Origin of the sequence: Mycobacterium fragae (genome assembly GCF_002102185.1) — a bacterium.
Lineage (GTDB): Bacteria > Actinomycetota > Actinomycetes > Mycobacteriales > Mycobacteriaceae > Mycobacterium > Mycobacterium fragae.
Window position 1 is genome coordinate 1 of sequence record NZ_LQOW01000034.1, and the last position, 21589, is coordinate 21589.

Below are 21589 nucleotides of genomic sequence, written 5' to 3' on the forward strand. Positions count from 1 at the left end.
GGTGAGGTGCGTGCGGCGTTGGCCGGCTGCGAGGGGGTGCAGCAGGCGGTGGTGGTTGCTCGTGAGGACCGTCCCGGCGATAAACGCCTGGTGGGCTATGTCACCGAGTCGGCGCCCGCGGCGGTGGACCCGGCTCAGATCCGCGCCGCGTTGGGGCAGCGGCTTCCGGCTTACATGGTGCCCGCCGCGGTGGTGGTCATCGACGCGGTGCCGTTGACGGTGAACGGCAAGCTCGACGAGCGGAGCTTGCCGGCACCCGAATACAACCACACCGATCGGTATCGGGCCCCGGCCAACGCGGTCGAGGAGGTGTTGGCCGGTATCTACGCCCAGGTGCTGGGGCTGACGCGGGTCGGGGTCGAAGACTCGTTTTTCGAGCTGGGCGGGGACAGCATTTTGGCGATGCGCCTGATCGCCGCGGTCAACAAATCGCTGAATACCCACCTTGCGGTGCGCACCTTGTTCTACGCACCCTCGGTGAGAAGCCTCAGCCAACAGTTGGGCAAAGACGACAGCGCGATGGAAGTGGTCCCCATGGAGGTCTTCCAGCACGGTCCAGGCGCTCCGCTGTGTTGTATTCATGACGGCACCGGGCTGAGCTATGCATATCTGGCCCTGCGGGATTATGTGGATTGCCCGATCATCGGAATTAACGAAACCCCGCAAAAGGGCGAACCCGAATTCGGATCGATACGTGACATGGCGGCAAGCTATGCCGACCGGCTCCAAGCCGTCTACCCCGACGGCCCCTACAAGATCCTCGGCTGGTCGTTCGGCGGGCCCGTAGCCCACGAACTCGCCGTGGAACTTCGCCGACGCGGATACGCAGTCCAGCGTCTCATCCTGCTGGACCCCCCCACCGGCGCGGTAAAAAACCAGCCCTTAGACCCGAATCACAGCACCAGCCGAATCGAAAACCTCCTCCTCACCCAGGTACTGCAAGCCAGCGGCATCCCCATCCCCGACCAGCCCGGACCCCTCACCTATCAGCAAGTCCAACAGTTAATTCAACACCAACCAAAAGAAGTCGTCCTGCCACCCAAACAACTCTTCGACTTCATGGTCCACAGCGGCCACGCCAACCAGCGATACCTGCGCGACCACGAACCCGACGTATTCGACGGCGACATGGTCATCTTCACCACCACACAAACAGAAAACGAATACGATTCATCCGGTCCACAATATTGGCAACCCTACGTCGCCGGCGACATCACCCACCACCAAGTCAACTGCCCACACACCGAAATGATGACCACCCAATCACTCAACAAATACGCACAACAACTCACACATTCAATACACACCTAAAAAAGTGTGCAGCGTGCCTTGAACCAGCCAGAAAGAAAGCGGCTCTGCTCATCAGGACGCTGCTGACGTAAGCTCCGCGGACTCACCTGATGGCCGAGGCCAATGGTGGCGACCCCGGGCAAAATCTGCGGTCTCATTAGCAACCCGCCGCGTCAAAACGCCGACCCCGATCCGCCGCCGGCAAGCGCGGTGACGCGAGTCACGCCATCCCACCCGTCTCCACCACCGGGGGGAATTCGAATTGCTCGGTCGCGCTCAAGGTGATGAGGGATAAACGTCTCGTACCTTAATACGGAGATTCTTACCTGCCCTTCCTGGCCGTACTCGACGCCGCGATGTGGGTCATCAAGCGATACAGTTTTCAGATAGGCCATGGGACAGCCGTCGCGATGGCTGGAGGGCATGCTGAAGCTACATCGATATTCGTCTGAGGCCGCGCGCGGCCGCTGAACACCGATGCCCATCAGGGCATTCCCGTACCACCCAACGATTCGAGCCTCGGGGAAGTCGACCTCTTCCCAGCGCCTCAACTCTTCGTCGACGACTGGGGTTGCTGACCAGATAATCCCCCTCACCGACCTGCGGACCAGGTCACGCATCTCCTGGTCGCGGATCATGGCGCGGAGCAGCGGGGGAATTGTGATGAGCCCGGCTATTTCGTCTCCCTCGAGAACCCATTTTGCCTGCTGCAAAACGTGGGAAACATATGCTTCGATGTCGTCTTTTCTGCCCACTTTTTCCATTTTCCGCAGCCAGCGTGGGTCCATATCGACCATGTGACATAGGAAGCCTCGAATCTGCGCCAGGCGAGGGACGACCCTGCCAACACCGTGCGGACCACTTGCGCCGACGTAAAGCCACGATTGTTTGTATTCAACATCCCCGCATACACGCTCGCTACGATTTGATCCCGGAAAACTGTGCTCGTCGAGTAACTCGCTTACGCGCTCGACGTTCTCGAACTTTTCCGGCCCTGCTGCGACGCGCGTCGGCGCCCCTGTTGTGCCGCCGGTTTCAAAAACAGAATAGTGCCCTGGAATGCCTCTTGGGACGAGCTTTGCTGTCGGGGTCGTACGCCAGAGCGGCACGACGACGGGGAAACGGCTGAGATCGTCGAATGTCCGTATGTCCCTCAGCGGATCGAATGGCAGCGACTTTGAAAGCTCAAGCCAGAACTCCGATCCGGTCTCCGGAGAAAAATGCCATTCTACAACATTCCGTACGTGCTCGTCTAAATTACCCGAATATTCCCGATGAAATGTGTTCATAAAATACTCGCTTGAGGAACGCAAAAAATCATGTCGGGCATAGACTACTGCCGGTGCATGAATAGTCGACAGCGCTGAAACTGCTCAAGAATGTAAGGCTCAATGCGATCGTCAACACTGGACTCCAAAGCGTCAGCTCTTCCGCGGTCATCTGGGGGACCTTGTCGAGGGTGCGACGAAGGGCTTCCGAATCGAGGTACTCGCACGCTTTTGCCTCAGAGCCGCGCAGCGTGTCCTGGAGCAGCTCAGTAAAGCGGCCAGGATTCGAACCGCCAAGCGGCGGCGCGAAGAATGGACGCTTGAGGTTCCCGTAGTTCCCTGCCGGAACGAGCCGCTTGACGGCTTCGCGCAGCACGTACTTGGATTTCACATCGCGGATTTTCAGGTCATCCGGCAGCCCAAACGCATACGGTGCCACCGAGGGATCGAGGTATGGATTGCGTGCTTCGACGGAATTGGCCATGTCCATCTTGTCGTCGAAGGCTCCGAGCATATAGTGAAGAAAGATCGACTTATTCCAAAGATAGGAACTATAGCGCAGATCTGCACGCATGTTCGGCTTCACGAGTGGGAAATTATTCAAAAAGATCCGATAGGGGTCATACGTGTCGAACTGTGCCATAAACGCTGGGGCACACAGCGACCTGAGTCGCGTTGCCGTGGCGGCCCGCGCGGAAAGCCAGGTCGGCACGAATCCAAACGTGCGCTGAATGGCACTGATGTCGGCCATTTCGCCCACCGGGAGATGAAGTCCGCGGGATGTCGCGTGAACTGAACTCACTTCGGCCAGACTGCGCCCATCCGGCGTACTCCGCAGATTGTGAAAATCACTGATGAAGTGCGCGTAGCCGGCGAGTACTTCGTCAGCGCCCTGCCCGCTGAGCACGACTTTCATGTTCCGCTCGCGTACCCGCCGGCTGAGCAGGTATTTGGCGACGATGTGGCCGTTGTGCGAGGGCATTTCCGCGTGCCAGATGGCGGTGCGGAAATAGTCTGCAATGTTGTCGCGGTTCAGACGGACCAGATCAATATCCCCGCCGAAGTGCTTCGCCAATGCGGTGGCATCGGTTTCCTCGTTGTACTCCGTATCATCAAAACAGACGGTAAAGGCGTGCGGTGGGCGGGAAGTGTGCTGGCATGCAAGCGCGTAGGTAGCGGATGAATCAATTCCGCCGCTGAGGTACACGCCCACCGGCACGTCGGCAATTAGTCGAAGCCGCACGGCCTCCGATAGACGTGATTCGAACTCTTTGACAACTGCGTTTTCATCGAGCGGCTCGGCAATGGAGTCTAGGTCATGATCCCAATAGGAAATCAGACGGATAGTCCCGTTTCGAACAAGAAGATAATGGCCGGGAGGAATCTGCCGAACGTGCGAGAAGAATGTGCGGTCCGGGTCCTGAGATACGTGAAGATATTGATAAACGGACTCGCTATCCAGATCGGCCGGAACGCCGAGTGCGAAGAGCGCCTTTGCTTCAGAAGCGACAAATAGCTTACCGTCGAAAATCGCATAGCAGAGCGGCTTGATGCCAAACCGGTCGCGACAGGCGACGAGCTCACGGTTGTTGTGATCCCAAAGGACGAATGCGTATTCGCCGTTGAGCCAGTGAACCGCCGACGTGCCCCGATCCTCGTACAGGTGCAGTAGGATTTCGCTGTCGGATTTGGTCTTGAACTTGTGGCCGACGAGCTCAAGATCGTTACGGATGGCTTGATAGCCGTAAAATTCGCCGTTCACCACCGCCCACACGGACCGATCCTCGTTCGGAATGGGTTGGTCGCCGGTGATCAGGTCGATGATGCTCAGCCTGGTATGCGCGAGCGTGACGCGACCGCAAGGGGATGTCCAGGCCTTCTGACCCTCGGGGCCGCGGTGGGTCAGTGTCGCCGCACCAACGTCGAGGCTGGGCACCGTTGCGGTCGGGTTGAGCGCCATGCAGGCGACTATGCCGCACATCTGAGACTCTCCTTAATCATGCAGAGCCGTATTGCATCGTGTTGCGAGGTCTTGTCCGCTCCGCGAGCCGATCCGGCTCGCCAGCTACTCGCCACCGGTTACCTCTATGGTTTGCCCTGAAACAAATGCGGCATCGTCAGATGCCAGGAACGCGATCACCTTAGCTTGGTCCTCAGGAGTTGCGAACCGCCGCAAGGGAATTGCTTCGACCATTGACTGGACCTCAGACTCGGACCGCGAATCCAACAGCCGTTCTCTCATTCGCTTTGTTACGGTCACACCGGGTGCGGTGGCATTGCAGGTTATACCGAACGGGCCGAGTTCTATGGCAAGCTTCCGGGTCAGCGCGGTAATCGCGGCCTTGCACGATGTGTACGCCGCGTTGGTTCGGGGGCTCATGCCTCGCGCAACGATTGACGAAAGGTTGACTATCCTGCCTGAGCCCTGACGCTTCATGTGGGGGACCATCGCGTGGCAGCAAAGGAATGTGCCCCGAAGGTTCACCGACAGCACACGCTCCCACTCATCGAGCGTCATGCTATCCAAGCTGACCCCACTGTTGGGGATTACCGTGCTGCCGCCGACACTGTTGACGAGAATATCGGCTCGCCGAAATTCTCCCACGACGAAATCGGCAAGGTGCTCGACGGCCTCTGCATCGAGTACGTCCGCCGCGAAGGCAGTACATGAGCCGCCATCCGCGCGGATGCTCGACTCGAGCTCGCACAGGCTCTGCGGCTCGATGTCTACTGCCACCACCTCGGCGCCTTCCCTAGCGAGCAGTACCGCCGTCGCCCTACCGATCCCGTTGGCCGCGCCCGTAATGACAGCGACACGGTCAGCAAAACGCATCTGCGTCAACTCCGTAAGCATCGGGGCTCACGAGAGCTTGTTCCAGCGTTTTCGCCGAGGCTCTGCCCTCCAAGATATTCAGCGTTGTGTTCGCGAGCGGCATTGCCAACCCGACTTTCTCGGCGATAGCGCAACATCCGCGGACGGAGTTAATTCCTTCAGGCACCTCTGGCATGCGGGCAACGATTTCGCTGAGCGCACCGTCGCGGCCGAGCTCGATGCCAAGACGGTAGTTCAGCGAGTGCGGGCTCGTGGAAGTGAGAAAGAGATCGCCTATGCCTGCCAACCCATAGAACGTATCGTCGCGAGCGCCCAGAGCGATTCCCAGCGCGGTGATTTCGGCAAGTCCGCGTGTGAGGAGAAACGAGCGGGCGTTCGAGGGCCAGTCCAGTCCTGATGCGATGCCCATTGCGACAGCGATGGTGTTCTTGAAGACGCCGGCGAACTCGACACCGACGAGATCATCGCTGGCATAGACCTTCAGACGCGGGCGGTGCAGCGCCACTGCACCTAGCTTTACGACGTCTGGGTGGTTGGACGCTATGACGATGGCGGTCAGTTGCCCGTCCATGATATCGGGAGTTATGTTGGGTCCGGAAATCGTGCCGACAGCCTCCGTTTTCAGTTCTTCGGTGAGAACCTCCGACATTCGTTTTAGGCCAGCAAGCTCAATCCCTTTCGTAGCGGAAAGAGTTGGTGGTGGCTGGGATACAGCTTGTTTGAGAATTGTGCAAGTATGCCGAAATTCACCGGAGGGGACCGCCACAATCACAAGAGAAGCTCCCCGCAGTGCTTCCTCGAGCACGTGCGTGGCGACAAGACGTTGAGAGAGTTGACGATTCGCGAAATGTTTCGGGTGCGAGCGACCGTTTGAAATTTCGGACGCCGCATCAGCCGTGCGACACCACAGGATGCATGGACGATCGCCACGCGCAACTGTTTCCGCGAGTGCGATGCCCATAGAACCGTCGCCCAGGATCGCGACGCGATTCACAGGGACCTACCCATGCGCGGCATTTACAGAATCTGAAGAGCGCGCAGCATCGGCTGCTGCTTCAGACCAGTTTCGAGGTATTCGGCTATATCGTCGGAATCGCTGACGACACCAGCACCGGTGAACACATATGCGCGACTGCCGTTTAGCACACCGCAGCGGATTGCAACTCGGAACTCAGCATCGCCGCGCATATCGAGCCAGCCTACTGGGCCGCTGTACCAGCCGCGGTTGCCGAATTCGTGCTTCACGATCCACTCCTGCGCCGCATGACCGGGCACGCCGCCGACTGCGGGCGTCGGATGCAGTGCATCAAGTAGATCCGCGACATGGGCCGTAGGCCGCACAGTTGCTTCAAATGGTGTGTTGATATGCAGAATGTTCCGCAAGATCAACACTTCGGGGTCAGCGGCCACTTTTACCCCACTACACAATGGAGCGAGGGCATCACGGATCGCTTTCACTACAAACTCATGTTCTGCGCGGTCTTTCGAACTGGCAAGCAGTTGTGCGGACCGAGCTGCGTGTGTTCCCCCAGGGGACCAGCGAGAACATGTACCAGCCAAAGCTTGCGTTGTCAGCATTGAGCCCGACTTAACGAAGAGTGACTCGGGTGAGGCACCGACAAAGGTAGACTCAGCCCGGCGAAATGCGAAGTGGGTGCAGTTCTTCTCCATCATTAGGCGATTGAGAACGTCGATATCGCTGACCGGGCGGGGCAAGTTAATGTCGCAACGACGGGCGGCGACGATCTTGAAGAACTCGCCACTGCCGATGGCCGCGCGAATTTTCGAGAGGTGTGCTTTCCACTGCTTTATCGGCATCTGGTGGATATCGGTTTCGCTAACGGCAAACACTTTGTCGGGCGGCAAACGGTTAAACGATCGGCTACGCTCGGCGACATCGAAAATCTCATCGAATTCGGCAAGAACTCTGTCAAGCCAATTCGGATTTTCGTGATCCGGGCAGATAGCAAGTGTGAGAATACAGCGGCCGCCGCGGCGGCCGTATGTCCAACGCGGTAAGGTAAACGCACCATCGCCGAACTCGGCCCAGGGTCCGCGGTGATCTTCTTCGGCAGCAAACGCCAAGCCACCAAATAGACGCGGCGAGTAATCGCAGGCGTCCGGATGTTGGACCACCCGGACTCTTTTCCATAGAGCCTCCGATTGCTCTCGAAGCTGCTTGAGGCGGTCCGCTCCGCTTACGGCGATGTAGTGCGTCACACCACCGCCTGCGCAGTCCATACCCGAGGGAGGATTGTTCCACGCGAAGCCAAACGGACGCGGCATCACGTTAAGGAAGCTCGTAACAGGAATCGAGGGTGCGGGTACCGTTACCTGCGTAATTTGCGAGGGGTTTACGCTGTCAAGCAATGCACTCTCGATAAATTCACGGAGCGCGTAGCGCTGGTCAAGCCACGATGGCCGGCAGACCGCAGAAATGTTCCCAGTGCGACTGTGATGATCAGGTCGTATGCCGGCGGTCGCTCGATCCGGGGCAGCCACATTGAGTACATCAGCGGTGACATCGTCCATAGGCATGCGAGAATTACACCACAGCGATCCCGTCGATGTAGGAAAGATGAGCGTATTCTCTCTGCGCATCGCCCGCTGCCTGCAATCGTCGCGAAAAGCTGCGGAGACCTGCGCAAAGGTCGCGATCGCTTGTCGCATGCGCCAAGATATTTCGGGCCGGTGACGCCGCCGAGGCTAGCCAGTCGGGTGGTTTGTGCGGAGGTATCCAGAAAGCCTGCGACTCGATATCAACTCGCCGCCGCCGGCAGGTTGACGCAGACCCGGGATACAGCCCCGCCGGGCGGATGGACGTCCGGGTAAGAGCTCTGCACGGGCGAAACCGCGTCGTTAGGGGCCATTGGTCAAACTCGCTCCGCCGCATCTGCGAAGTATCCATTGAAGCCGAATGGAATACATCATTCGTGAGGCACAGGCGCCGTTGGTGAAGGCATCATTCACGGCTACAGCGATTTCATCGATGGCATCGGCCCGTTTGTCCCACTCCCCATGAACAGGTCGGGCTTTCCGCGATGCGGTTCTGAATTCGGCACTTATATGTATATGCAAGTCCCCCGAGTGAAATCGTGGCGAGAAAGCTCCGCGGTTTTAATTGATCGCGGCTGAATCTCGGGCAGCGCGTGTTCCAAATTGTTCGGCGCCCGGCCGGGCGGTCTAGGCCCACGTCCCGCGGCGGCGGTGAGCCATCGCGGCGACTCCGCGGGTCAGCTTCAGCAGGGACGGTCGGAAGAACATGAAGCTCATGCTGTTGACGTGTTCGCGGGAATCCTCGAACGCAGTCCGGAAAGCACGTTCGCTAGCCCGGTACTCCTCGAAAACGCAATCCAGAACAGATTGATCCCAGCGGTCGTCCCGCGCGGCCGAGCGCATCGCGTCGTAGACTGCGGAATTCCAGCCCATGCCGAAGGGCTCCCTTACGGGGCCGCAGTATCGCTGATTCCGTAGATCTTGTTCGAGAAACTCCTCGATCGCGCCGTCATCCTCGGTGTTGAGATCGATCGGGAGCACCGCCGAAATCCGCTTTATTTCCCGACGCCAGTCATCGAGGAGGTTGGCGTACTCGACGAACACGCGCGGCAAGCCGCGTGTATGTCTCTCGGCGAGCAGAGTGTATTTCAGCCACAAGGCATTCGCGAGCTCCGGCGAGGCCCCCATGTGTTTTCCTATCGAGGCGATGACCTCTTCCGGATGACGCACCGAAAGCACGGGTACGACGTCGAATTCGGCCAGACGCGCCGCCTCGAACCACACGTCGGACAGCAATGTGATCCTCGGGTCCTTGATGACCACGAGCGGCGCGGCCGGCACCGTATTGAGAAACGCCCCGATCTCGGCGGTGCAGGCGGCCTTCTCTTCGGCGTTGAATACACCTTCCTCATACAAGCGCAGGGACGGGTCGATCGCGGTGCTGCCGTTGCGGTACAAGATTGCGTCGTTGAGGTTGTTGACTGCGCGCGGCTCCCAAAAGCCACGCGGATTACCCCGCATGGCGCCCAACATCCCGGGCGGGAGTGCACCACCGCACAGAGAGAGAACCCGCGTGAGCGCCGCCGTTCCGGACCGGGCTGTGCCCAACACGAACAAAACAACCCGGCGGGCAGCTGCCCCACTCTGCGCGGCAGCGGTCGTCGTCACGAACCGAACTCCACGTTTGATTCCGCGGTATCAAACCGCGAGTTCTCGGTGCGTATAGCGGCATCGAGTTGATTGATCCGCGCTGCCGCCTGGCGGAAGGAACAAGATCCTACGGTGCGCTTCGCGGTAGTGGATCGCTTTCGGCTCATGGCGGCCCAGATTAGACGCTGACACGGCGGTAGTCGCTGTGAATTGCTATATGTCGCATAATTTTCTAGCACAGGCAGGACTGAGCTCCGCAACGCTGCCCAGTTCGCCAGCGGCTCGCTGATCCGCGCTGTTGCCGCGCCGGGCCGCCCGCGGCTACCGATACGCGTGCACTCGTCAAGGTCGGCATCGAACATTGTCTACAAATGTGCGGATCCGCTTGCTGTCGACGGCAACTGAATAGTGACGCTCCCTTTCGGCGAATTTACAGAACCACGGTCGCGCAGCGCACGTTTGCTTTAGGGTAGCCCGCTATGGGGGCTCTCAACGATGGAGGTCGGGCAGTGCATCACTGGACGACCGAGAGCGAGGAACGAGCGACCCCAATTCCCATCGAGCCGACAACGCTGCCCCCGCCCAGAAGGTACTTACCCACTTGGCCTCCGCCTCGCTGGTTCATCGCCGGGATAGTCGCGCTCGGCGGCATGCAACTGATGGTGGCGATGGACTTCACCTTCACGGTCGTCGCGGTTCCTAAGATCCAGAACGAGCTGGGCTTGTCGGCCGCCGGGCGGAGCTGGGTGATATTCGCCACCATGCTGACATGCTTCTCGCTGATGCCGCTGGGCGGTCGCCTCGGTGACACTATCGGCCGCAAGCGCGCCTTCATCATCGGGGTCGCACTGTTCACCATCGCCTCAGCCATGTGCGGCATCGCCTGGGACCAGGGCACCCTCGTTGCGGCTCGGCTGCTGAAGGGCGCGGGCGCCGCGATTGTCGCACCGACGTCTATGGCGCTCTTGGCGACAACGTTCCCGAAAGGGCCTTTACGCAACGCCGCGGCGGCCGTGATCGGGACGATGGGGGGTACCGGCTCGGTGATGGGCCTAGTGGTGGGCGGGGTACTTACCGAGGTGTCCTGGCGGCTGACGTTCTCGGTGAGCGTGCCGATCGGGCTGCTGGTTCTCTACCTGACCCGTACTACGCTGCAGGAAACGCAGAAGGAGCGGATGAAGCTAGACATCGCTGGGGCTGTGCTGGCCATGTTGGTCTGCAGCGCGGTGGTTTTCGGCTTCTCGACGGGCCCGGAGATGGGCTGGCTGTCCGCCACCACGATCGGTTCAGGTGTAGTGGCCCTGGCCGCTTTGCTAGCGTTCGCCGTGGTGGAGCGCACGGCGGAGAACCCCGTCGTGCCGTTCAATTTATTCTTCGACCGCAACCGGCTGGCCACGTTCGCGGCCATGCTTCTTGCCGGTGGAGCGATGACAACCCTCGTCCTGCTAGTCGCCGTGTATGTGCAAGACATCATGGGCTACAGCGCGCTGCGCGCGGGCATCGGCTTTATCCCGTTCACCATCGCGACGGCCATCGGGCTGGGTGCATCGTCTCGCCTGGCGATGTGGTTCCCGCCGCGGGTGTTGGTGCTCATTGGCAGCATCCTGCTGTTGGGCGGCGTGTTGTATGGCACGACGCTCAACCACAGCATCCCCTACTTCCCGCACCTAGTGCTGCCCATCGTCGTCGGCGGTATCGGTATCGGCATGATCAACGTCCCGCTTAGTCTGTCGGTGATCGCCAGCGTCGGCGTGGATCGGATCGGGCCCGTTTCAGCGATCGCAGTGATGCTGCAGGGCCTCGGCGGACCGGTGGTGCTGTCCATCATCCAGGCAATCATCATGTCGCGGACGGTGCACCTGGGCGGCACCAACGGGCCGGTGAAGTTCATGAACGCCGCCCAGTTGCATGCGCTGGACCAGGGCTACATCTACGGTCTGATGTGGCTGGCCGGCGTGGTGATCCTGCTCGGCGGGGTGGCGCTGCTCATCGGCTATACCGCGCAGCAGGTGGCGCACGCACAAGAAGCCCAGAAAGCCATCGCGGCCGAGAAACTCTAACTCGTCGCTAATGTCCCCGGCCGCAAACCTACCGGCTCCGCCGCGCTGACTATCGCCACTATGCTTGTGGGGTCGCGACCCGCTGCGCCCGGTCTCGGTGGGTGAGGGACCGACTTCGTCGTCCCGTGCAGCTGCCATTTCGAAGCTTGCCCACCTTGCCGACGAGACCTGGCCTCGACATCACGGGCTGCTACTTGCTGCCTGAACATCCAATTGGAACAAGATCGAGCACCGGCTGTTCTCCGCACATCTCGATGAACCGGCGCGGCCGGCCATTCGGCGTGCCCTCCCCGGCTCGTGTGGCCGTCCGTCAAGAAGCTCATCCGCGAGGTCGTCGCGATGGCTCACCGGGACTTGGGATGTGACGCTGAGGTTGCATCCGATGCGCGGGGTTTGCAGTGGCCCGACGTGGCACGCCCGCGAACGAATCGGCGAGCCACACATCGCGTTTCATCGCCATAGGCTGCAAGAAAGTCAGGGCGAATTTCCAGCCCTACGGCTGCTCGATGACCAGGTCCGCTTTTGCAGGCTGGTTCAAAGACGCGCCGCACGGTGCCCCGATTGATCGCATCGCGACGTTGAGACTTGATGGGAGACTTCTCCGAATCGACGATACAGGCGCCCGACGCGCAACTGTCCCGGGGTTTTGCATTGATGACTAAGTGCTTGAGCTATCCGCGAAGATCGTTGACATAGGCCGGTACGCTGGCTATGTCTATCTCGAAACTGTTGCCCGATATAGGCCTAACGGCTGCATGGGCTAGGCGCAACACCTATGGTCTGGTGGATGTGCTGCATGTGGAGCTCGCCGAGCGGTTCCGCGCCGCGCTGACAACGACTGACAGTCGGTGTGCGGGCAGTTACCCGCAAGCTCACGTGCCGTAGCGCGTCAGCGCTTGGATTTTGACGAGTCGTCTGGCCAGTGGTAGCCGAGATCTAGCGTGGCCAGTTGCTCAGCGAGCCAGTCTAATTGGGACGCGCTTATGTCGCCGTGATGAAATCCGGTACCGAGGTGTCCAAGGTGAGATAAGGCGTAGCCCGTCGATCACGCGGCGGCCGAGCGGTGCCATCGACGGCGCTTCGCCGAGCAAGTACCTGTGCGATGCAGCCCGATTGTCGTGGTTGCCCATCACCTAGGCGAGTTGAGCGTTCAGCTCCGCGGCAAATAGCTCAACTGGTTCAACCACGCTGCGAAGCTTTCAATATGCCTCCGATTCGCCTTTGTCAGCCATACGCCGTCGAGACAATGGCATACGAGTGCCTGCCCAAAACTTCTGGATTCAGGTCGGTAGCGTTGGGTATTGGGCTACGCTACGTGGCGGCTGAGCTGGGGGCGCGAGGCTTCCGCTTTCATTTCGCGGAACGCGCACGGGAAGTGAGGGGCAAGGATCCGCGATGAAATTTGTGCTGGCAGGCTATGGAACGCGTGGCGATATCGAGCCGTGTGCCGCTGTCGGCCGTGAGTTGCTGCGCCGCGGGCACGACGTGCGCCTTGCAGTCCCGCCTGACCTGGTTGGGTTCGCCGAGTCGGCTGGGCTTGCGGCGGTCGCTTCCGCTCTGGATACGCACGCCATCCTGGATGCGCACCGCAACTTCGCGACGTGTTTATTCCAGAACCCCTGGAGGGTCCAGGATCTGAGGAGGTTGTGGCGCGAATTTCGGGAACTTATTACGGACTGCCGCGGGGAAATCATCACGACGCTGAAATCGCTGGCGGACGGCGCCGACCTGCTGTTCACTGGCGTGATTGGCGAGCAGCCCGCTGCCGACGTCGCGGAGTATTACGACATTCCGTTCGCCACGTATCACTACAACCCGACAACGCGGGTCAACGGCCAACTCGTTCCGTTCCTGCCGGCGCCGCTGGCCCGCTTCGCAATGACGGTGGGCGAGTGGCGGTCTTGGCGCGCGGAGAAGAAGGTCGAGGATGCGCACCGTCGTGAACTGGGCCTGCCGAAGGCAAAACGCCCCTCGCCGCGGCGGATCACCGAGCGCGGATCGCTCGAAATCCAGACCTACGACGAGGTGTGCTTTCCCGGGTTGGCAGCCGAATGGGCGAAATGGGATGGCCAACGGCCCTTTGTTGGTGCGCTGACGCTGGAGTTGCCGACGGATGCCGATGAGGAGGTCTTGTCGTGGATTGCGGCGGGAACACCGCCGATTTACTTCGGGTTTGGCAGCATGCCGGTCGAATCTCCGGCCGACACACTCGCCATGGTCGGCGAGGCCTGCGCGCAGTTGGGTGAGCGGGCGTTGGTTTGCGCCGGTTGGAGTGACTTCAGCGACGTCCCCCATTTCGACCACGTCAAGGTTGTCGGCGCGGTGAACCACGCCGCCATCTTTCCCGTCTGCCGCGCGGTCGTGCACCACGGTGGCTCGGGCACCACGGCCGCTGGCTTGCGCGCCGGAGTCCCCACGCTGATCCTCTGGATGTGGGGTGATCAGCCGCTCTGGGGAGCTGCGGTCAAACGACTGAAAGTCGGCAGCGCACGGCGCTTTTCGAGCACTACGCGAGAATCGCTGGTCGCGGACCTGCGCACCATCCTCGCCTCGCAATATGTCACCCGAGCCCGAGAGCTCGCCACCCAGATGACCAGACCCGCCGAAAGCGTTGCGGCCACCGTCGATCTCCTGGAGGATTTCGCCCGCTCAAGCCCTAAAGGTGCCTGATGTTCTTGCGGCTGGTATAGAAGTTGTGGAGCCCGAGAACCTCGATTCCGTCGCCGCGAAGACGGTCGCAAAGGTGGGTCCCAGGAACCCGGCAGCGCCCGCGACGAGGGCTATCATCTCTTTTCCTTAATTCCGGCCCATGCCGTAGTACTCGAAACCCTCGGCCCGCAGGCGCTCAGGATCGTAGATGTTTCGGCCATCGAACACCACGTGGCCTCGCATGGCCGACTTGACGCGCTGCCAAGACGGCCGCTGAAACTGTTTCCACTCCGTGAGGAGGAGCAGCGCGTCGGCGCCCTCGACGGCGTCGTACATGTTGCCGGCGTACTCGATCGAATTCCCGAGCGCCTTTTTCGCCTGCTCGGTTCCTTCGGGATCAAAGGCCCGCACTAGCGCCCCGAACTCGACCAGCCTTTTCGCGATGACCAGGGAGGGGGCTTCGCGCACGTCGGCGGTTCGTGGCTTGAAGCTGAGGCCCCAGAGCGCGATGCGCAGGCCTTGCAGATTCTTCGTGGGCGACTCGTGCCCGAAACGAGTGACGATCTTGGATACGAGGGCGGCCTTCTGCTCGCTATTGACTTGCTCGACCGCGCGCAGCAGACGCATGTCCGACCCCAGGCCGTCGGCGGTATGTAGTAGGGCCTGAACGTCTTTCGGCAAGCAGGAGCCGCCATAGCCTATCCCGGGGAACAGGAATTCATAGCCAATGCGCCTATCGGCCCCAATGGCCTCCCGTACCGCCGAGATATCGGCACCGGTCTTCTCGCACAAGTTCGAGATCTCGTTGATAAAGGAAATCTTGGTCGCGAGGAAGGAGTTCGCCGCATATTTCGCCATCTCGGCACTCTTGATGTCTATGACGATTAGGGGATGGAAGGTGCGCAGGAACGGCTCGTAGAGCTCTCGCATGATATCGAGGGCGCGCTTCGAGTCGCTGCCGATCACCACGCGGTCGGGCTGCATGAAGTCGGCGATCGCTTTGCCCTGCTTCAGGAATTCGGGGTTGGACACGACGTCGAACTCGTGCTTGGTCTTCTTGCGGATGATCGCTCGAACTTCGTCGGCAGTGCCGACGGGGACGGTCGACTTGTTGACGATGACCTTGTAGCGGTCCATATGCGACCCGATGTCATCGGCCGCGGAGTAGACGTGGGTGAGGTCGGCTGCGCCGCTCTTGCCCATGGGCGTTGGGACGGCGATGAAGATCACGTCTCCGTGCTCGACTCCGCGCCGTCTGTCTGTCGTGAAGTCGATGAGCCCGTTCTCGCGGTTCCCTTCGATCAGCTCAGCCAAGCGGGGCTCGTAGATCGGGACTTCTCCCGCGAGTAGCCGGTCTACCTTGGCCTGGTCGATATCGACGCACACGACGTCGTTGCCACTGTCCGCGAGGCAGGCGGCCGTGACGAGGCCGACGTAACCGGATCCGATTACCGAAATTTTCAAGCTGGCCTCTCCATTTCCTATCGATCGCAGCCCATATTCCCGCAAGCGCGAGGTTTGTGCGCGATTCCCAAGTAGCCTTCGTAAATGAATCGCTGGAACATCGAACCGCGCTAGATGAAAGCTCGCAGCGCATCGACCGAAATCCGCGTCGGGCGTCCGGCCTGAAATCTAGACAGTGACCGCGAAGCCTGCCGGTAACGTACTATCCTTACTACCTTGTCATGGAGACGATCATCGTTCAACGGACGAGCACCAACGGCATCGATCAGGCTTCCGCAACGCGCATTCACCTCGAAGACAAGCGGCTCATCAACTGCCGCACCGTCGATGTCAACCAGCTCATGCTCCCTCAGTACCACTCGGCCTGGGAGCAGTACCTCAACGGTTGCCCGAACCATCGATGCCCAGCGAAGTGCCGATGGGCAAGGGTTATCGACACCTGGCGGAGCGATCCTCTTTCTGACGGCGAAGGCCTGACGGGCAACAACGCGGTGTTGGCACTCTTCAAGCCCGTGACCAATCCCGGTTGCCATGTCACCGAATACCAATCGGCCGGCGCATCGCAGTGGGATTGATCCGCACACGAGGCAAACGGGAGCTTATTATGCGCGAACCGCCGATGATGGAATGTCGATTGTGCGGCGAACCCTCCGCCATTGAATTCCTCAACCTCGGACAACAACCGCTCGCGAACAAATATCCTACGCAAGCTGAATTTGCTGCAGAAGATTTTTTTCCGTTGCAGGTATTCTTCTGTCCGACGTGCAAGAACGTCCAACTCGGCACGATCATCTCGCGGGAGAGGATGTTCGAAGATTACTACTATCTATCCTCGGTGAATCGCGGACTGGTAAGGCATTTCGAGGACCTTGCCCAGCAACTGGCGTCGGCGCATTTTGTCGTCGATGTCGGCTCCAACGACGGGATTCTCCTCAAGCCGCTCCTGAAGTTGGGTGTCAAAGCGCTCGGTGTCGAGCCTTCGATCAACGTATCAAAGATTGCCAACGATCAGGGTTTTGAGACGCTGACGACCTTTTTCGACATTCAGGCGGCCGAGAAGATCGAAGAATCCTATGGACGAGCGGATGTTATCGTCGCCAGCAGCGTCTTCACCCATCTTGAGAATCCGAGTGGATTTATTGAGGCCGTGAAGCGACTGCTGACGGACGACGGCACGTTCATCGTCGAGGTTGAATATATCGGGGCTATTCTGGCAACGACGCAGTTCGAGCGTTTTTATTTGGACCGAATTTTCTACTACTCGCTCACGTCGCTCGCGAAGTTGCTCGCCGCGCACGGCATGTTCATCGCTGACGTGCACGAGATTGCGCCGCACGGCGGTTCATTGCAGGTGCTCGTGCAACGAGCGGGCCGGCAGCCCTCCCACTCCGATGCCGCGCGCCGACTCCTCGGACGCGAGGAAAAGGATTTGACGCTGGAAACGTTGCGCGAGTTTGGGCGCAATGTCGATGTTCAAATATCCGCGTTCAAAGATCGGCTGGCCGAATACCAGCAAGCCGGTTTGCGAGTTGCCGGTTATGGTTCGCCGGCACGCGTGGCGACGATATGTAATTATGGTCGGATCGGACCCAGCGAAATTCCGTTTACCGTCGATGACAGTCCTTTGAAGCAGAACAAGTTCACACCAGGCACTCACATTCCGATTGTTCCTAAGAGCTACCTGGATGAACATGAGCGCGATGTGCTCGTAGTCTTTGCGTACGAATACTTCGACGACATCAAGAAGAAGACCGATGGAGCGTACCGCTATTTAAAGCCCATTCCACCCACCGAGCTGAAATAACAGAAGGATCCCTTGCATGCCTGAACATTTCATTGTCCGCCGCGATACCGAGGCGATCATCCAGGGGATCGGCGATGATGCCCATCTACTTTCAGGAAAAACAGTACTGTTGAGTGGCGGCGCGGGCTTTCTTGGCAAGCACTTTCTGCGGGTATTCAAGCGGCTCAACGATACGATTCTGGAACGACCCGTTCGCGTGATCTCGGTCGACAATTTCATAACGGGCGATCCCAGCACCTCTGACCGCGACGAGAATATTGTCGAAGTGTGGGCCGACGTCACCTATCCGCTGCCCGTGCGCGAAGACATTCATTACATCATGCATGCGGCCGGTCTGGCTTCGCCGGTCTATTACATGAAGTATCCGCTCGAAACCATCGAAAGCGCTGTATCGGGCATCAAGAATCTGCTGGAGTTGGGTCGCCGGAACCGGTCGCTGGCAGGTTTCTTGTTCTTCAGCTCGAGCGAAATCTACGGCGACCCCGATCCGCGCTTTGTGCCCACTCCCGAGACGTACCACGGTCACGTTTCGAGCGTCGGCCCCCGGGCTTGCTACGACGAGTCGAAGCGGCTGGCAGAAACGATCGCGACGGTCTATTACCAGAAGTACGGCTTGCCGGTGACGATCGTCAGGCCGTTCAATGTGTTCGGACCCGGGATGAAGCACAACGATCGCCGCGTCGTTCCCATGTTCACCTATCAGGCGCTGACGGGCGAACCGATTCCGGTGCATGGAAACGGACAGCAGACGCGAACGTTTTGCTACACGACGGACGCGATCACCGGGTTCTTGAAGGTGCTCCTGAGGGGCCGCCCGGGCGAACCATATAACATTGGCAATGCCGCCAACGAGATTTCGATGCTTGATCTGGCCGAGATGTACACAAAGCTCGTCCCGGGCACCACATTTCAGCAAATCGACTACCCCGACTCCTACCCAGCGGGGGAGCCCCAGCGACGCTGTCCCGATCTCTCCAAAGCCAGCGAGGAGCTGAACTATAAACCGCAGGTCGATGTTGAAGAGGGACTTGGACGGTTCATTGCCTGGGCCAAAGACCAGGAGGCTTACCGGAAGGACGTATGCGAATCGCTGTGATCGGCCGGGGAAAATGGGGCATGCGCATTGTCCGCACGCTGGCCACGATGCGCGACGTGGAGCTTATTGACGAGTCGAAGAAGTTCGATGTTGTTCTTCGCCAACGGCCTGCCGGGGTTCTGATCGCGACGCCCTCCGCGACTCATGCGGAAGTCGCAGTCCCATTTATCGATGCGGGTGTGCCGACATTCATCGAAAAGCCGATGGCTACCACGGTGGCCGATGCAATCCGCATTCGCGAGGCAGCGTTACGTTCTGGCGCACCGGTTGTCGTGGGGCACGTGCATTTGTACAATCCCGCATTTCAAGCTGCGAAAAAACTACTACCAGAAGTTGAAACCGTGCAGGCCGTGTTCTGGGAGGGAATGAATCACCATCCACGAACCGATTCATCGGTGTTGTGGGACTGGCTTCCACACGGTCTCTCCATGGTGCAGGCGCTGTTCGACGCAAATCCTGTTTTCGCGCAAGCCTGGGGCGTCGGCGAAGAGTCGCGGTTCATCGCGGCACTCACCAAATTTGTGATTGCTGGCGTCCCGTTCACCGCGCACGTCAGTTGGATCTCGCCGGTGAAGCGTCATCGCATGACAATTGTGGGCGAAGACAACTCGCTCAACTTCGACGATTCCGCGGAGAGAAAGCTTTTGCTGCGCAATTCCCGGGGTACGTCGTACCCTGCCTACAGCGAAGAACTCCCGCTAACGCGCGAACTTCGGGCTTTCATCGACGTGATGCGCGCTGGACGGTTAGATACGACCCAGCTTGAAAGCGAAGTTGCGATCGTGCGGGCGATCGCCGCCGCGGAAGAATCTGCTCGCAATGCTGCTCGGTTGGTAGCAAATGACACCTGTCGATCGTGACCACCTACGTGCCCTACACGGTGCGAGCCAGACGGTCTGCGAGTAGTCCGGCGAACTTTGCCGGGTCCTCCGGTACGCCGCCTTCGGCGAGAAGGGCTGCGCCGTAGAGCAATTCGGCGGTTTCGGCCAGTCGGCTCATTTGGGCATCGTCGCCTCCCGCCTTGTGCGCCTGCTGCAAACCCGTGACGAGCGGATGCGTCGGGTTGAGTTCGAGAATCCGCTTCCCGACCGGAACCGCCTGTCCAGAAGCTCGATACATGCGCGCGAGCGCCGGTGTCATGCCGAAGGTGGGGGTTATCAGGCAGGCCGGCGACTCGGTCAGCCGCTTGGACAACCGTACTTCCGCGACCTGATCGCTCAGCGTCTCCTTCAGCCATGCCAGCAGATCGGCGAAATCCTTTTCCTGCTCCTCGCGCTCGGCCTCGCTTTTTTCGTCCTCGGATTCGAGGTCAATCTCGCCCCTGGCTACCGACTGCAGCGGTTTGCCGTCGAACTCGAGCACCGATCCCACCCAGATCTCGTCGACCGGGTCGGTGAGCAGCAGCACCTCGTAACCCTTGGCCTTGAACGCCTCGAGGTGCGGCGACTTCAGAAGTTGCTCACGCGACTCGCCGGTCGCATAGAAGATCTGCTCCTGACCGTCCTTCATGCGCTCGACGTACTCGGCGAGGGTGGTGGGCTCGGATTCGCTGTGTGTCGAGGCGAACGAGGAAATGCGCAGCAACGTGTCCTGGTTGTCCGAGTCCGACATCAGGCCCTCTTTGAGGGCCCTGCCAAACTGGGTCCACAACGTGTGGTAGTCCTCGGGCCGCTCGGACTGCAGATCCCTGATCGTCGAGAGGACCTTTTTGGTCAACCGGCGACGGATCGCCGTGATGTGGCGATCCTGCTGCAACATCTCGCGAGAGACGTTGAGCGACAAGTCTTCCGCATCGACGACCCCCTTGACGAAGCGCAGGTACCGCGGCATGAGCTGGTCGCAGTCGCCCATGACGAAGACGCGCTTGACATAGAGCTGCACGCCGATCTTCGCGTCCCGATTGAACAAGTCGAACGGCGCCTGCGACGGTATGAAGAGCAGGGCCTGGTACTCGAAAGTGCCCTCGCCCTTCATCGCGATGATCTCGAGCGGGTCGTCCCAGGCGTGAGCGATATGCTTGTAGAACTCCTTGTACTCGTCCTCGGAGACCTCGTCCTTGGGCCTGGCCCACAGTGCCTTCATCGAGTTGAGGGTCTGGGTTTCGATGGTGACCTGCACTTCACCGCCCTCCTGCTCGGCGGGGGTGCGTCGCTCGACCTCCATCCGGATGGGCCAGGCGATGAAGTCGGAGTACTTCTTGACCAGCTCCCTGATCTTCCACTCCGAGGTGTAGTCGTGCAGCCCGTCCTCGGCGTCCTCTGGCTTGAGGTGCAGCGTCACCGACGTTCCTTGCGGAGCGTCGTCGACGGATTCGATGGTGTAGGTGCCCTCACCACTCGACTCCCACCGCGTGGCCTCGCTCTCGCCGGCCTTTCGGGTGAGCAGCTCGACCTTGTCGGCCACCATGAAGGTCGAATAGAAACCGATGCCGAATTTGCCGATCAGCTCCTCTGAAGCCGCCGCGTTCTTGGCCTCGCGTAGCTTCTGGCGCAGCTCGGCGGTGCCCGACTTGGCGAGCGTGCCGATCAGGTCCACGACTTCCTCGCGCGTCATACCGATGCCGTTGTCGCGAACGGTCAGGATGCGCGCCTGCTCGTCCCGGTCGATCTCGATGTGCAGATCGGAGGCGTCGACGTCTAGGTCCTTGTTCCGCAGCGCTTCGAGCCGCAGCTTGTCCAGTGCATCGGAGGCGTTCGAGATCAACTCCCGCAGAAACGAATCCTTGTTGGAGTAGACCGAGTGCACCAGCAAATCCAACAGCTGGCGTGCCTCCGCCTGAAATTCCAACTGCTCGACCTGGGCAGTCACGTGATTCCCTCCCACAACGTGAACTTTCAAACTTGCAGATACCCCGGAAAGATAATACCCAGCGCGGTATCAACCAGCGCCCGGAGCAACTTGCCCCAGTGCGAGTTGATCCAGAGTGAGATGGCCGACCATTAGCTCATCCGTGAGATCGGAGCTGCACGTAGAGTCGAA

16 protein-coding genes and 1 pseudogene are annotated in these 21589 nt (G+C 59.9%); 8 read left to right on the forward strand and 9 right to left on the reverse strand.

Annotated elements, in window-relative coordinates; translation table 11 throughout:
• Positions 1 to 1311, forward strand: a 1311-nt coding sequence (locus tag AWC06_RS23840; protein WP_280522679.1) for a thioesterase domain-containing protein, incomplete at its 5' end; no start/stop codon positions are given.
• Positions 1312 to 1463: 152 nt separating this feature from the next.
• On the opposite strand, the gene AWC06_RS23165 is transcribed toward AWC06_RS23840, so the two are convergent.
• The 6 genes from AWC06_RS23165 to AWC06_RS22295 all read right to left on the reverse strand — a co-directional run bounded on the left by AWC06_RS23165 (position 1464) and on the right by AWC06_RS22295 (position 9504).
• Complete coding sequence (locus tag AWC06_RS23165; RefSeq protein WP_139820201.1) at positions 1464 to 2579, reverse strand: phenazine biosynthesis protein; 1116 nt, start codon at positions 2577 to 2579, stop codon at positions 1464 to 1466.
• Between the two features lie 28 nt (positions 2580 to 2607).
• Positions 2608 to 4539, reverse strand: coding sequence for an asparagine synthase (glutamine-hydrolyzing) (gene asnB / locus AWC06_RS22275; protein WP_085200194.1), 1932 nt, complete (start codon positions 4537 to 4539; stop codon positions 2608 to 2610).
• Between the two features lie 84 nt (positions 4540 to 4623).
• A complete protein-coding gene (locus AWC06_RS22280; protein WP_169715399.1) occupies positions 4624 to 5391 on the reverse strand; it encodes an SDR family NAD(P)-dependent oxidoreductase in 768 nt (255 codons plus the stop codon).
• Complete coding sequence (locus AWC06_RS22285; RefSeq protein WP_085200196.1) at positions 5378 to 6385, reverse strand: NAD(P)H-dependent glycerol-3-phosphate dehydrogenase; 1008 nt, start codon at positions 6383 to 6385, stop codon at positions 5378 to 5380. The genes AWC06_RS22280 and AWC06_RS22285 overlap by 14 nt, the downstream gene beginning before the upstream one ends.
• Before the next feature lie 23 nt (positions 6386 to 6408).
• The gene (locus AWC06_RS22290) at positions 6409 to 7929 is read right to left on the reverse strand and encodes an isochorismate synthase (protein ID WP_169715400.1); all 1521 of its coding nucleotides are present in this window, start codon (positions 7927 to 7929) and stop codon (positions 6409 to 6411) included.
• A gap of 645 nt (positions 7930 to 8574) precedes the next feature.
• Positions 8575 to 9504 carry a sulfotransferase family protein gene (locus AWC06_RS22295; protein WP_227371131.1) on the reverse strand — a complete coding sequence of 310 codons (930 nt, stop codon included), beginning with the start codon at positions 9502 to 9504 and terminating at the stop codon, positions 8575 to 8577.
• A 512-nt stretch (positions 9505 to 10016) separates the two neighbouring features.
• On the opposite strand from AWC06_RS22295, the gene AWC06_RS22300 reads away from it, so the two are divergent.
• Complete coding sequence (locus AWC06_RS22300) at positions 10017 to 11597, forward strand: MFS transporter (protein ID WP_085200199.1); 1581 nt, start codon at positions 10017 to 10019, stop codon at positions 11595 to 11597.
• Positions 11598 to 11995: 398 nt separating this feature from the next.
• Positions 11996 to 12259 (forward strand): TylF/MycF/NovP-related O-methyltransferase, encoded by a 264-nt coding sequence (locus AWC06_RS24030; protein ID WP_169715401.1) that lies wholly within the window; start codon positions 11996 to 11998, stop codon positions 12257 to 12259.
• Positions 12260 to 12537: 278 nt separating this feature from the next.
• Here AWC06_RS24030 and AWC06_RS23915 read toward each other — a convergent pair.
• A pseudogene (locus AWC06_RS23915) lies at positions 12538 to 12829 on the reverse strand (metallophosphoesterase family protein); the annotation flags it as partial.
• Positions 12830 to 12992: 163 nt separating this feature from the next.
• On the opposite strand from AWC06_RS23915, the gene AWC06_RS22310 reads away from it, so the two are divergent.
• Complete coding sequence (locus AWC06_RS22310; RefSeq protein WP_085200201.1) at positions 12993 to 14267, forward strand: glycosyltransferase; 1275 nt, start codon at positions 12993 to 12995, stop codon at positions 14265 to 14267.
• Positions 14268 to 14393: 126 nt separating this feature from the next.
• Here the strand turns inward: AWC06_RS22310 and AWC06_RS22315 are convergent, their stop codons facing one another.
• Complete coding sequence (locus AWC06_RS22315) at positions 14394 to 15710, reverse strand: UDP-glucose dehydrogenase family protein (protein ID WP_085200202.1); 1317 nt, start codon at positions 15708 to 15710, stop codon at positions 14394 to 14396.
• Positions 15711 to 15931: 221 nt separating this feature from the next.
• Between AWC06_RS22315 and AWC06_RS22320 the strand changes: the two genes are divergently transcribed.
• From AWC06_RS22320 to AWC06_RS22335, 4 genes are read left to right on the forward strand one after another with little or no spacing between them, the layout of a single operon-like run.
• Positions 15932 to 16285 carry a ferritin family protein gene (locus AWC06_RS22320; protein ID WP_085200203.1) on the forward strand — a complete coding sequence of 118 codons (354 nt, stop codon included), beginning with the start codon at positions 15932 to 15934 and terminating at the stop codon, positions 16283 to 16285.
• 29 nt (positions 16286 to 16314) lie between these two features.
• Positions 16315 to 17514 (forward strand): class I SAM-dependent methyltransferase, encoded by a 1200-nt coding sequence (locus AWC06_RS22325; protein ID WP_211282015.1) that lies wholly within the window; start codon positions 16315 to 16317, stop codon positions 17512 to 17514.
• A gap of 16 nt (positions 17515 to 17530) precedes the next feature.
• Positions 17531 to 18610 carry an NAD-dependent epimerase/dehydratase family protein gene (locus AWC06_RS22330; protein ID WP_085200204.1) on the forward strand — a complete coding sequence of 360 codons (1080 nt, stop codon included), beginning with the start codon at positions 17531 to 17533 and terminating at the stop codon, positions 18608 to 18610.
• The gene (locus AWC06_RS22335) at positions 18595 to 19470 is read left to right on the forward strand and encodes a Gfo/Idh/MocA family protein (RefSeq protein WP_085200205.1); all 876 of its coding nucleotides are present in this window, start codon (positions 18595 to 18597) and stop codon (positions 19468 to 19470) included. Before AWC06_RS22330 ends, AWC06_RS22335 begins: the two co-directional genes overlap by 16 nt.
• 13 nt (positions 19471 to 19483) lie before the next feature.
• Here the strand turns inward: AWC06_RS22335 and htpG are convergent, their stop codons facing one another.
• Entirely contained in the window at positions 19484 to 21418 is a 1935-nt protein-coding gene (gene htpG, locus AWC06_RS22340) for a molecular chaperone HtpG (protein WP_085200206.1), read from the reverse strand.
• Positions 21419 to 21589: the final 171 nt, after the last annotated feature.